At 53.6% G+C, this 12,179-nt stretch carries 15 protein-coding genes; 14 read left to right on the top strand and 1 reads right to left on the bottom strand.

The window, feature by feature from the left end; all coding sequences use genetic code 11:
* From Q8Q07_03610 to Q8Q07_03545, 14 genes are all read left to right on the top strand, one after another.
* Nucleotides 1-570, top strand: a 570-nt coding sequence (locus Q8Q07_03610; protein MDP3879378.1) for a molybdopterin dinucleotide binding domain-containing protein, incomplete at its 5' end; no start/stop codon positions are given.
* A 15-nt stretch (nt 571-585) separates the two neighbouring features.
* Entirely contained in the window at nt 586-2,076 is a 1,491-nt protein-coding gene (gene narH / locus Q8Q07_03605; protein MDP3879377.1) for a nitrate reductase subunit beta, read from the top strand.
* On the top strand, nt 2,076-2,633 hold the full coding sequence (locus Q8Q07_03600; GenBank protein MDP3879376.1) for a molecular chaperone TorD family protein: 558 nt from the start codon (nt 2,076-2,078) through the stop codon (nt 2,631-2,633). The genes narH and Q8Q07_03600 overlap by 1 nt, the downstream gene beginning before the upstream one ends.
* Complete coding sequence (narI, locus tag Q8Q07_03595; protein ID MDP3879375.1) at nt 2,626-3,324, top strand: respiratory nitrate reductase subunit gamma; 699 nt, start codon at nt 2,626-2,628, stop codon at nt 3,322-3,324. The genes Q8Q07_03600 and narI overlap by 8 nt, the downstream gene beginning before the upstream one ends.
* Nucleotides 3,314-4,663, top strand: coding sequence for an MFS transporter (locus tag Q8Q07_03590; protein MDP3879374.1), 1,350 nt, complete (start codon nt 3,314-3,316; stop codon nt 4,661-4,663). The genes narI and Q8Q07_03590 overlap by 11 nt, the downstream gene beginning before the upstream one ends.
* A 163-nt stretch (nt 4,664-4,826) precedes the next feature.
* Nucleotides 4,827-6,161, top strand: coding sequence for an MFS transporter (locus tag Q8Q07_03585; GenBank protein ID MDP3879373.1), 1,335 nt, complete (start codon nt 4,827-4,829; stop codon nt 6,159-6,161).
* A gap of 35 nt (nt 6,162-6,196) precedes the next feature.
* Nucleotides 6,197-6,694 (top strand): molybdopterin-guanine dinucleotide biosynthesis protein B, encoded by a 498-nt coding sequence (mobB, locus tag Q8Q07_03580; GenBank protein MDP3879372.1) that lies wholly within the window; start codon nt 6,197-6,199, stop codon nt 6,692-6,694.
* An 83-nt stretch (nt 6,695-6,777) separates the two neighbouring features.
* Nucleotides 6,778-7,545 carry a dienelactone hydrolase family protein gene (locus tag Q8Q07_03575; GenBank protein ID MDP3879371.1) on the top strand — a complete coding sequence of 256 codons (768 nt, stop codon included), beginning with the start codon at nt 6,778-6,780 and terminating at the stop codon, nt 7,543-7,545.
* A gap of 93 nt (nt 7,546-7,638) precedes the next feature.
* On the top strand, nt 7,639-7,902 hold the full coding sequence (locus tag Q8Q07_03570) for a hypothetical protein (protein MDP3879370.1): 264 nt from the start codon (nt 7,639-7,641) through the stop codon (nt 7,900-7,902).
* A gap of 141 nt (nt 7,903-8,043) precedes the next feature.
* Nucleotides 8,044-8,367 (top strand): hypothetical protein, encoded by a 324-nt coding sequence (locus Q8Q07_03565; GenBank protein MDP3879369.1) that lies wholly within the window; start codon nt 8,044-8,046, stop codon nt 8,365-8,367.
* Nucleotides 8,368-8,420: 53 nt separating this feature from the next.
* On the top strand, nt 8,421-8,954 hold the full coding sequence (locus tag Q8Q07_03560; GenBank protein ID MDP3879368.1) for a hypothetical protein: 534 nt from the start codon (nt 8,421-8,423) through the stop codon (nt 8,952-8,954).
* 168 nt (nt 8,955-9,122) lie between these two features.
* Nucleotides 9,123-9,674, top strand: coding sequence for a hypothetical protein (locus Q8Q07_03555; GenBank protein MDP3879367.1), 552 nt, complete (start codon nt 9,123-9,125; stop codon nt 9,672-9,674).
* Between the two features lie 30 nt (nt 9,675-9,704).
* Nucleotides 9,705-10,250 (top strand): hypothetical protein, encoded by a 546-nt coding sequence (locus tag Q8Q07_03550; GenBank protein MDP3879366.1) that lies wholly within the window; start codon nt 9,705-9,707, stop codon nt 10,248-10,250.
* A complete protein-coding gene (locus Q8Q07_03545) occupies nt 10,240-10,887 on the top strand; it encodes a hypothetical protein (protein MDP3879365.1) in 648 nt (215 codons plus the stop codon). Before Q8Q07_03550 ends, Q8Q07_03545 begins: the two co-directional genes overlap by 11 nt.
* 90 nt (nt 10,888-10,977) lie before the next feature.
* Here the strand turns inward: Q8Q07_03545 and Q8Q07_03540 are convergent.
* On the bottom strand, nt 10,978-12,179 hold a 1,202-nt coding region (locus Q8Q07_03540), incomplete at its 5' end, for a hypothetical protein (GenBank protein MDP3879364.1).

Below are 12,179 nucleotides of genomic sequence, written 5' to 3'. Positions count from 1 at the left end.
TATCATGACCATGAGCTTTACCTTGCCTTTGGCGAAAACCTGCCGGCCTACAAACCAAACCCCGACCCGCGCGTTTACGGTGACTTCACCAGGAGCAAGCCGGATGCCAAGAGCATAATGCTGAACTACCTGACGCCCCACGGCAAGTGGCACATCCACTCCACCTATTCCGATAACGAGCTGATGCTGACCCTGTCCCGGGGGATTGACCCCTTCTGGATTAACGAGGAAGACGCCCGGTCGATTGGCGTCAAAGATAATGACTGGGTAGAGATATACAACGACCACGGTGTCGTGGTTACCCGCGCCGTCATCAGCGCCCGTATTCCTAGAGGTAGCTGTATTATCTATCATTCGCCGGAGCGTACGATTTCCGTGCCCAAGTCGCCGTTGAGAGGTAACCGCCGGGCCGGCGGTCACAACAGCCTGACCCGCGTCCGCCTGAAGCCGGTGCTGATGGCCGGTGGCTACGGGCAGTTCACCTACGCTTTTAACTACTGGGGGCCGACGGGGGTCAACCGCGACAGCTACATTATGGTGCGCAAACTGGAAGGACAACCGAACTGGTAAGAGGAGAATAAGGATATGGATGTCCGGGCACAACTTTCAGCGGTCTTTCACCTGGATAAGTGCATCGGCTGTCACACGTGCAGCGTTGCCTGTAAGAATGTGTGGACTTCCCGTGAAGGCGCCGAATACATGTGGTGGAACAACGTGGAGACCAAACCGGGCACAGGCTATCCCACATTATGGGAGGACCAGTCCAGGTATAACGGGGGCTGGGAGGTCAAGGGGAATTCCCTCCGGCCGAGATTGGGCAGCCGCCTCGGTATGCTGAGCAATATTTTCTTCAATCCCTCTCTGCCCACCATGGACGACTACTACGAGCCGTGGACATACAAATACGAGCACCTCTTCACCGCGCCCCAGGCCGATGACCAGCCGACGGCGCGCGCGGTATCCAGGATAAGCGGCAAATTCCTGGATATTGAGGCCGGACCGAACTGGGATGACGACCTCAGTGGTTCGCCGGTATACGCCCGGAATGACATTAATCTGAATGAATTGACCGATGCTGAACGTGAGGCGCTCTTCAGGCTGGAGCAAATGGTGTTTTTCTATATCCCCCGAACCTGCAATCACTGCCTGAACCCGGGCTGTGTGGCTGTCTGCCCCTCCGGCGCCACGTACAAACGGGCTGAGGACGGGATTGTCCTTGTCAGCCAGGAGAAGTGCCGTGGCTGGCGCTTCTGCGTGAGCGGTTGTCCTTATAAGAAAACCTATTATAACTGGAAGACCGGTAAGTCGGAGAAGTGTATTCTCTGTTATCCCCGCCTTGAGACAGGGCAGGCGCCAGCCTGTTTCCATTCCTGTGTCGGCCGTATTCGCTATAGCGGGATCCTGTTCTATGACGCTGACCGTATCGAGGAAGTGGCCAGGACCCCGGACGCCGGACTGGTCGATGCCCAACGTAGTCTTATTCTTGACCCGAATGACGCTCGGGTAGTTGCCGCGGCTCGGAAGACTGGTATCGGTGACGACTGGATTGCTGTAGCTCAGAGATCCCCAGTCTACAAATTTGTCAAGCAGTGGGGTATCGCCCTGCCGCTACATATCGAATTCAGAACCCTTCCGATGCTGTTTTACGTTCCGCCCCTATTACCCGTGCTCGCTTCGACCAGGAACGGGAGTTATGACCTGGGTAGCAGTGACTTCTTTGGCAGCGTGGAAAACCTCCGGGTACCCATGAAATACATGGCGCGCCTGTTTTCGGCGGGTAATGAGGACATTGTAAAGAGGGCGCTGATGAAATTAATGGCCGTCCGTGCCTATAAACAGGCGCATTCGTCCGGTAATCTTACGGAGCATCAGGCAAACACGATCATGGTCGAGGCTGGCTGTACCGCTGAAGAGGCCGAGGAGATAGCCCGCTTGACCGCGCTGCCGCGCTTCGAGGACCGCTTCGTCCTGCCGCCGTACCACCGTGAGGAAGTCACAGAGCTTTCCGTCGAAACGTTCAAGCAGCAGGGACAGGCTGGCTTTGGCTTCACCAGTCAACCCAAGCGAGGACTGTGATGCTGAGTAAAGAGACAAAACAACTCTGCCGGCTTTTTGCGGAGACGCTGGACTATCCGGACAACTCGTCCACAGTATCCACAGCGAATTGTGCTCAGCAGCTTGAGCAGTTAATTCCCGGTACTGCGGGACCGGTACGCTCATTCGCTGGTTTTATCGCAAAACAGAGCCTGGAAGAGTGGCAGGAACTGTACGCCGAGACTTTTGATATTACTCCGGCCTCTACTCTTTACGTGGGCTATCACCTTTTTGGTGATACTCCCAAGCGCAGTATTTTTCTTATCAAATTACGGGAGGCCTACCAGACCTGTTCTTTCTCCGGTGGCGCTGAACTCGCCGACCACCTGGGTGTGGTACTCAGGTTTATAAGCGTGGCTGAAGACCCTGAATTCGTTTCGCCCCTGGTGGAAGAGTGTCTCCTGCCCGTTCTGGCTCAAATAGAAAAGGAACTGAAGAAAACTGATAATCAGTATGCCCTGGTGATCGGACCACTGCAGGACTTCCTTCAGCACGTGTCCCGGCAATTGATGAAGACGGGAGGTGTTTCCAATGCTTGAGTCCTTCCTGTTTGGGGTGTTCCCTTACATTACCATAGTGCTGATGATAGTGGGACTGGTATGGCGCTATGTCACCAACCAGTTCAGCTATTCCAGTGTCTCCTCACAGTTTCTGGAGAACCGGCGGTTATTCTGGGGTTCCGCGCCCTGGCACTATGGTATCATTCTTGTCCTGCTCGGCCATATCGCCGGAATCCTGTTCCCCCGGAGCGTCACGGCCTTTAATGCCGTTCCGGTACGCTTGTATATCCTGGAAGGGACGGGACTGGCGCTGAGTATTTTGCTGCTGGCGGGGCTGGCTGTCCTCATTCTGAGGCGGGGAGTTGCTACTAACGTGCGCAAGACAACCTCCGCCATGGATGTGATACTCCTCGCGGTATTGCTGGCTCAGGTGGTTACGGGAATCCTTACCGCTATCTTCTACCGCTGGGGCTCGGCATGGTTTGTCCAGACGGCCACGCCGTATCTCTGGTCTCTGCTGACCCTGTCGCCGAAGATAGAATACATGACATCACTGCCGCTGCCGTCAAAGCTCCACGCCATCAACGCCTTTATCCTGTTTGGCCTGTTCCCGTTCAGCCGCCTGGTGCATATGCTGTCGGTACCCTTTGCCTATCTGTGGCGACCGTATCAGATAGTGATGTGGAACCGCCGTCAAACGTTTCCGGTGAGAGACGGCAATGACAGGTGAGAGAGACCTGCGTGAGTACCTCAAGGGTACGCCGAACAAAGGTCTTTTTAGCGCCACTCTCGGTTTCTTTATAGGCTTCGCCGCCGTTGCTCTATTCGGGCCGACGGCGAAACAGTTCCAGGACGTTATGTCACTGAGTCCGGTCATGTTGGGCTTCCTGGTAGCCATCCCCACACTGTCCGGCTCGTTGCTGCGGATACCCTTTGGAGCCTGGGCTGATACCAGCGGCGGCCGGCGCCCGTTCCTGATTCTCCTGATTCTTGCTTTCGCGGGCATGGCCACGCTATTCGGGGTAGTTACCTGGCTTTATCCGGATAGGATCACCGCAGCGCATTATCCTTTGCTGCTCCTGCTCGGTGTGTTGTGTGGCTGTGGTATCGCCACCTTCTCTGTGGGTATCGGGCAGGTGTCCTACTGGTTTCCGCAGCGAAAACAGGGTACTGTTTTAGGGTTATATGGCGGCATAGGCAACATAGCGCCGGGGCTCTTTTCAATGATGCTGCCGCTAGCGCTGGGTGGTTGGGGTCTGCAGGGAGCATATCTGGTGTGGCTCATTCTCCTTGGGGCAGGCATTATCATTTACTTCATTACCGGGCAAGACGCCTATTATTTTCAGTGTATCCGCATTGGCCAGTCTCCGGCAAAGGCTAAAGATCTCGCAAACAAAGCGGGACAGGAGCTCTGTCCCTACGGAAACGCCATGCAATCACTGGGTCTCGCCGCCCGCAACTGGAAAACCTGGGTACTGGTGTCTATTTATTTCACCAGTTTCGGCGGTTTTATCGCTTTGACGGCCTGGCTACCCACCTATTGGGGATCATTCTTCGGACTGAGAATCGCGATAGCGGGAATCCTTACGGCAGCCTTTTCTCTGCTGGCATCGATTATCCGCGTTGGCGGAGGATCCCTTTCCGACCGCCTCGGCGGCGAAAGAACAGCCGTGCTCTCCTTGTCAATGCTACTGGTCGGCTCTATCATAATGACGTTTTCGCACAGTTTTGGTATCTCCGTCGCCGGTGAGATTATTATGGCCGGGGGCATGGGGGTAGCCAATGCGGCTGTTTTCAAGCTGGTGCCTCAGGAGGTAAGAGAGGCGGTAGGCGGTGCCGCCGGTTGGGTGGGCGGTATCGGTGCTTTTGGAGGTTTTGTTATTCCACCGCTGATGGGATTTTTCGTCAGCCTCCAGGGTAATGCTGGTTATGCCAACGGTTTTGCTATCTTTATTGCTCTGTCGGTTATTTCGATAGTACTCGCTTACGTGCTTCAACGTGTCTCTGTTGTGGGTAAGTTGCGTGTGCCCAGCCCGGCGGTCACCACGCCGGAGAAACAACGCGGCTGAATCATGTTACTGTATCTGATTTGTTTGTCAGAACACTGGGACTCCTCTGCTTTATAGGCATGGGGAGATCCCACCGATTGCCTGGCTAGTTTCGATAGTTAAGTTCTCAGCTGGCTGAAACAACAAAGTCTTCAGCAGGTAATGTAAAAAGGAGTGTAATCCAGTGTCAACCTGGGTCAAGAAGTGGGAACCGGAAGACTCTCAGTTCTGGAAAGAGACGGGTGGTAAGATCGCATGGCGGACGCTGACGATCACCACCCTTGCCCTTGTTCTCTCCTTTGCCACATGGTTCCTGATGAGCGCGCTGGTAGTGCGGCTTCCGTCTATTGGTTTTCAGTACAATGAAATGCAGCTGTTCTGGCTGGCTGCCATGCCCGGGTTAGCCGGCGGGACCTTTCGTATCCTCCACACCTTCCTTATTCCCATATTTGGCACGCGGCACGTTATCACCATCGCTACCCTGCTTAAGTTGTTTCCAGTTGTGGGTATAGGCCTGGCGGTGATGAACCCTCAGACACCCTTCTGGCTGTTTCTGGCGCTGGCTTTTTCGGCGGGTTTAGGGGGTGGTGATTTTTCTTCTCACATGCCCAGCACCAGTCTGTTTTTCCCCAAACGGCGGCTCGGAACCGCTCTGGGCATACAGGCGGGGATAGGCAACTTCGGAGTTACCATCACCCAGTTTGTCACCCCGTGGATAATCGGCGTTGCCGCCTTCGGGGCTGTGGTTGGCGGCTCACAGGTTTTTACCAAAGGTGAGGTCACCAGTAACGTCTGGCTGCAAAATGCGGCTTTCGTATATGCGCCACTGCTGATGGTGATGGGTATTCTGGCCTGGATATTCCTGAGGAGTGTGCCGGTGAGGGCATCCTTCAAAGAGCAGTTAGATATTTTCAAGAGTAAACACACCTGGTTTTGCACCATTACCTACGTAATGACCTTTGGTTCATTTTCCGGGTTTTCCGCCACGTTCCCTCTGTTGATTGCCACCGTTTACGGCGGTTTTCCGGATGCCCCGGACCCTCTGAAATTCGCCTTCCTGGGACCCCTGGTAGGCTCCGTCATGCGAGTGGTAATGGGGCCAGTCAGTGACAAATTCGGCGGAGCCATCCTGACCACATTGTCGGGCATAGTGATGTTGGCCAGCGGTCTGCTGATGGCGTTCACCGGTTTATTGACGCCCACCTCGGTAGCCCAGTTCCCCATGTTTGTCATTTTCATGCTGGTTATCTTCACGGCATCCGGCATGGGCAATGCTTCAACATTCCGCCAGTATCCTGTTATCTTTGCTCACTCCCCCAGACAGGGAGCAGGAGTTATCGGCTGGACAGCGGCAATAGCCGCCTACGGGCCGTTTGTCTGGTCGTTTTTGATAGGCATAGCCATAACCAAGGCTGGCAGTCCTGTTCCCTTTTTCTACGGGATAGCGGGTTACTATCTCGTGGCTACGGTCGTCAATTGGTACTATTATCAGCGGAAAGGATGCGAGAGTCCCTGTTAGGTCAGGTCTGCAGGAGACCCGGTAGGAGGATGTGGATGATGCGAATGACAAAAGTAGTTTCTTTCGTTGGCTATTCCAACTCCGGCAAGACTACGCTGCTGGAAAAAGTAATCAATGAACTCAAAGGCAGGGGATATCGGGTTGGGGTAATCAAGCACACCAGTAAAGCCTGTGAAATTGATATACCGGGAAAAGACACCTGGCGCTATGCTCAGGCAGGTAGTAACATAGTCGTCCTTTCTTCGCAAACCCAGATGGCAGTCCTTGAGAAAATTGACCGCGAGCCGGTGCTGGCTGAGATTACGGATTTGCTGGAGGGTAAGGTAGACATCATACTCACGGAAGGCTATAAAGGCCTGAACACCGCCAAAGTTCTGGTCCGGGGCGAAGATGACCAACGGGCGCCTGACTTTAAAGGGGAACTGCTGGCCACGGTGTCTCCCTCCGTGATGCCAAACGGTGTCCGGCGCTTCGCACAAGAGGACGTGACCCGCATTGTCGATTTGCTGATAGAGCAATTGGTGACTGCCTAGTTTTACAAGTTAGTCCGCACGGTATAAAATGGGGCCAAAAGCTACAGGATGAAGTCTATTATCTAAAGTCAAGGAGGAAGCCCATGTGGAACCAGTTCAGGACTGATGAGTACCAGGGAATGCTGGCCGAGACGGTCACCATCGCGGGCCATAACGGTGACCTTATCCATGCCTACTTTTCACGGCCGCTGGGGAAGGGCCCGTTCCCGGGGATAGTCTTAATCGCTCATTTACCGGGATGGGATGAGTTCTATCGTGAGACTTCCCGCCGCTTCTCGCAGCACGGGTATCTGGCCATCTGCCCTGACGTGAACTGCCGGTTTGGGCACGGAACCCCGGAAGAAATAGCGGCAGTGGCTCGCGGCGCGGGCGGAGTTTCTGATGATAGCGTAGTGGGTGATTGTGAAGGGGCGATGCAATACCTGAGAGCTTTACCTTACTCCAACGGTAAAGTAGGGGTGATAGGTACTTGCTCGGGCGGTCGTCACTCTTTTCTGGTGGCATGCCGGGTTAGCGGGTTCAATGCGGCAGTCGATTGCTGGGGTGGCCGGGTGGTCGCTTCACGCGAGGAACTGACCCCAGCCCAGCCTGTGGCTGCCATTGACTACACCGGTAATCTGGCTTGTCCTCTGCTGGGTATCTTTGGCAATGATGACCAGAGTCCTTCCCCCGAGCAGGTGAACCGGCACGAGGAAGAGCTAAAGAGGCACGGGAAGAACTACCAGTTCCATCGGTATGACGGTGCGGGTCACGGGTTCTGGTACTACCATACAGAACGCTACCGGCCGCAGCAGGCTATGGATGCGTGGCAAAAGGTGTTCGGCTTCTTCGCCGAGCATTTACGAGGTTAGCTGTGATTGAGATGAGGAGTGAATACGAATCTATAGTGAACTGAAAGTTGAGTACGACTGTCTGCATCCGGCGGAGGCAAATAGGAACATCATATGAAAACAGTGCAGTTTCTTATCGATAATATATGTGCCGACTTCACGGTGGATTCCCTGCTAGGCATGGTCAGGACATGTCTTGCCGCAGGGCCGTCCACCATCAGCGGCCTCACCCGCGCCATTATGGAGAAGGACCGCTCCCTGGATGTCAGATGTGCGGAAGGACTGGCCGAGGGTGCTGTGCAGTTTCTATCCGAAATGGGCGTTGTCGAGCTCAGGGGGTCGTTGGTATATGCAACTGGCTCCGCACCGCTCGAATGAGGCATCACGCTTGCTAACCATTAAAACTATACTTTTGTACCAAAAGTATAGTCAAAGATACATTGATGTCCTATCTGGCATGATATAATATTATTTTGTCTGAGGTAATGAAGTCGAGGTTGGCTGCAGTATCGGAAAAGAATGAATAAACAATCAGCGGCTAAAAGTTTCGGGACATCGCCGATTACGGAAGCGATGGGGGCCAGAATAAGCATCGATGGTTCTCAACCCGGCATGTTCTTGGTCATCGGAAACTCGGTATCGCCGGAGCGAGCAATATCCGGCGCCGGCGGCTCCGTTGTGCTCAAACTGTCTTCCTGGAATTATCTGGTCACGATGCCCTTCTCAAGTTATATTACACTGAGGAACCATCGTGATATCTCCCGAATTGGCCCCGTTTCTGTGGATATTGAACGATTCAACAGGGCAATAGCTATGCTGGGCGGCGCAGCCGAATCCGGCTGAATACTAGTTTCCCGGCAAAAACCGTAACAAATATTTTTTAGGAGGGAACTATAATGGCAAGTGTAGGACAGGAACTTCTGGCGGTACCGTTACCGGAGATGGTTCTGAAACTGGGACTGGGAATCGCCGAAGCTCAAAGAGCGCTGGACGAAAACTCAGTCGAGACAGCTCAGCTTCTGGCCGAGACCTCGGTACCGCTTGTTCTGGGGATAACGCAGACAATCGCCGCTGACGGGACGGTTACTTTCGCGGAAACACCTCCGGTTAATGTTTCACTGCTTCAAATCGGCCTTTTACCCACTTTCTACCAGTTTTCTGAAGCCACAATTGAAGTGACCATGGATATCAAGACTACGACATCCCGTGAAACAAATATTAAAGTGGGCGTAAAAGCTAAGGTCGGCTTTGCCTGCTGGAGCGCGTCTGTAGCCATTGATGTCTCTCACAACCGCAAGTTTGGTAAGGAAGTAAAAGGCACAAGCAGACTGGTTACCAAGATGGTGCCGGTGCCTCCGCCAGAGCGAATCGCACCTACACTGACAATTATAGATAACCGTCCTCCCAAAGAAACGCCGGATAACGAATAGTAACGCGTATTTATCCGTAATCAGGGGTTCGCAGGACTTCCGGGCAAACAGAGAAGTGGCAAATCGAGACTTCTTCGGTATAATGTCATGTCTTTGTAGTGCGGTTGGTAATGCGTTATAATTACGGATAATAAGGGAGCAAAATGCTGTTGGTAATGGAGTCAGACGATGGTTTCTAATTCATTTCGCCCCGCAGGCGATATCAGGGCTTTTCGTACTCCGGTCATTCCTCCGGAGATACCGGTAAAAGAAGTGCCCTCAACTTCATTTGCGGACCTGGTCAGGATGCTGGCCGAAGGAATCGCTGATGCTCAGTTGAGCCTGGACAGGTCTTCCGCTGAGATGCTGGCGGAACTGGCGAACACGAGGGTAAACGTAATCAGCAGCGTTACCGAAATTATTGACGAAAAGGGGAAGGTCACATACAAGAATGGTGAGCCGCAAAGTATTTCCCTGCTTGAACTTGGCATGCTGCCTACATTTTACCAGTTCTCTGAGGCGACGGTAGAAGTGGCTATGGACCTGCAGATAGTTGAAAACCAGTCTACTACCGGTGAAGAAAAAGGACGAAAGACGCTTTTCGCTAACACGAGTAATATCCGGATGGAAAGGAAGCTGAACCGGGACCTTAAAGTAACATCAAAACTGACAGCCAGGTTGGTACCTGTTCCATCGCCGATACGAATTGAACCTTCCCGCAACACGGAGACAACCGGATAAACAGCAGCGCAGGTGCAGGAGAAGAGTGTAATGGTTGAGAAATCAACATCTGGTGATATGGAACTGGGCGACTTCCTGGAAGCGGCCGGGCGGTCACTGGCTGAAGCTCAGGTATCACTGGTTCCAGACCTGAATGTTCCCGTGAACATGATGCTTAGCAATGCCGATCTGGAAGTAAAGGTTGCGGTCAGCAAAAACGCCGTGGGGCGTTTGACGGTTAGAACCATTCCCATAGAGGACATACTCCGGGGAGATATCGATGCCGGAACACTATCTACCATTCGTGTTACCTACGTCGCTACGCTCGGAGAAAGCATGGTGGTGGCCGCCCAAACAGCAGCTCCTTCGGCGGAACCAACCAAAGCGCCTGAAAAGACGCCTGTTCAGGTCATCGAAGAAATCAGAAGACGACCTGCTATAACCAAATTGGAACAAAGGTCGGGGACGCTTGATATCAAACCGAGCTTCGTTCCGGAACAAAATCGATGGCTGGTCACTTTACGGAGTAAAGATGGCAAGGTTGTCCGCGAGATGATTGTACCGGATGAACCGGAAGGTAAAGACGTTGCAAGATAAGATAAGGAGCAGGTTGAATATCAAGCCACAGACCCGTCCTGTGGTCAGGGAAACCAAAGCCCCGGAGAAAAAGGCATCTAACGTCCCCGGCAGAATTTCCGTTGGACACGCTGTCGGGTCTATGGACGAACAGGTAGCCGCTTTGAAAAAACTATCAAAGGCACCGGCCGCTCCCCTGAAACCGGTACCGGCAGAAACGGCTAATCATACTGCACAACTGAGCCTTCAGATTAAGACTCTGTCCGCTGAAAACGCCCGTCTTTCCGGTGAGATTAACAAGCTGAAAGAAGAAACGGGGAAGGACCGGAGCCTGGTTGAAAAACTCCGGAATGAGCTTGACAGGACAATCGAGGAAAAAGAGGATGCTCTCAATTCACTAGCCGGTTTTCAACGCAGACTTCAGGAGCTGGAGAGTCAAAACGAGCGTCTGAAAGAGCAGGTTTTGAAACGCCCGGCTGCAAATAAACCGGCTGGTTTCGCGGAAGTCACGCCGGAAAAGATTACGGAGCTTGTTTCGGACTTGCAGGCCCAACTCAAAGGGCAAGTCAGCGGGCTGGAGATGAGAGGCATCGAACTTGAATTGAAAGTCGGTTTCGATCCCGTAAAGGAAAGCCTCTTACTAAAAATTCCTTCTTAGCAAAAGACCCCCGGATATAGTTTATGCTGGCCTCATTTCGGCGCTAGTTTTTGAGCAATTCGTCATTTTGTCCGCATGAAATCACGCCTGTCACTTGATGCGGTCAACACGCAGGCGCGCCGTGCCATTCTCATCCCAGGTAGTTACCAGCAGGTCGTCCACCAGGGCGGTGTGGGGCCTGTTGGTACCATCTGAGACAAGAGTCTCCCGGTTGGCGATTGTCCCATCTGGAGCCAGCACCAACCGCACCAGTGCGCCACTGTCATCCGGCAGCAGAGAACCCTGTTGCGGAGGGGCAGGCGCTGTCTGGCGCCGAGACACACCGGTAAGGACGCGAAGGTGCACAATAGTATAGCCACTATCTAACCTGACAGCCGTGGACATCGCCGCATTGGTGCCGTCTTCATCCAGCACCTCCTCGATACTGACCGGTTGCCACGAGGCGTCTAACTGGATGATTTTAACCGCGCCGGTGACCGAGGGATTCAGTGTCTCGGAAGCGAAGACGAGATAACCCCCCTCCACCGGTATGGCACTGGAACCGTTGGCATGAGCATAGATACCGCCGCCGATACGTACCTGCCCGGTCTTGTTGGCCTGCACATCGAAGCGGTGAATAGTGTGTCCGTAACCCGGGGCGAAATGACCAACAGCCACGCCTTCAGGTTCAGCCGCCAGGAACATGTCATTGGTGGGTCCATCCGTATGCCCGACAGAGACAATACCGAGACGCTGGAAATCCTTGTCCAGCTTGAGCAGGTAGCTGGCGCTGTCTCCCGTCACCGAGAAAACCAGCCAGTGATAGCCGTGAGCGAAAATATGCCAGTGGTCAGCGATAGACGCTCCACCCGTGTCGGTTGGGCTGACCACCGTCTGCCACGATACCGTAGCTTGAGGGTCGGTTACATCCAGACGGCCCATTAGCAACTTGCCGTCCGCCTCCGCTGAGATGGCTAACTGAGGTCTGCCATCATCAACGGCAAATAGCCATAGCCTTGCTCCCGAAATGCTCCTTGCCGCAAGAACTGATTCTATATTAGGTGGGGCAAGGGTGGATACTGGTGTGGAAGACGACGCCAGTTTACCGCTGAGACTTTTTATGACTGAAGGCTGGTCCGTGATATTCCAGTAGTAGACCCTGTAAGTTCCGCTACCTGAAGCAATAATCGCCGGGTCAATATTGTTTTCTCCGGTCAGTACCAGGTCGCGGTTGCCGAAGTTAAGTCCGTCGGTTGAGGTGAAGCTGTAGATACCCGGTGGTGCGCCGCTCTGGGGAAAGGCGATTGCCAGCA

The sequence above is a fragment of the Dehalococcoidales bacterium genome, assembly GCA_030698765.1.
In the GTDB taxonomy this organism is placed as follows: Bacteria; Chloroflexota; Dehalococcoidia; order Dehalococcoidales; family UBA2162; genus JAUYMF01.
This window is presented reverse-complemented; position numbering and strand designations above follow the sequence as displayed.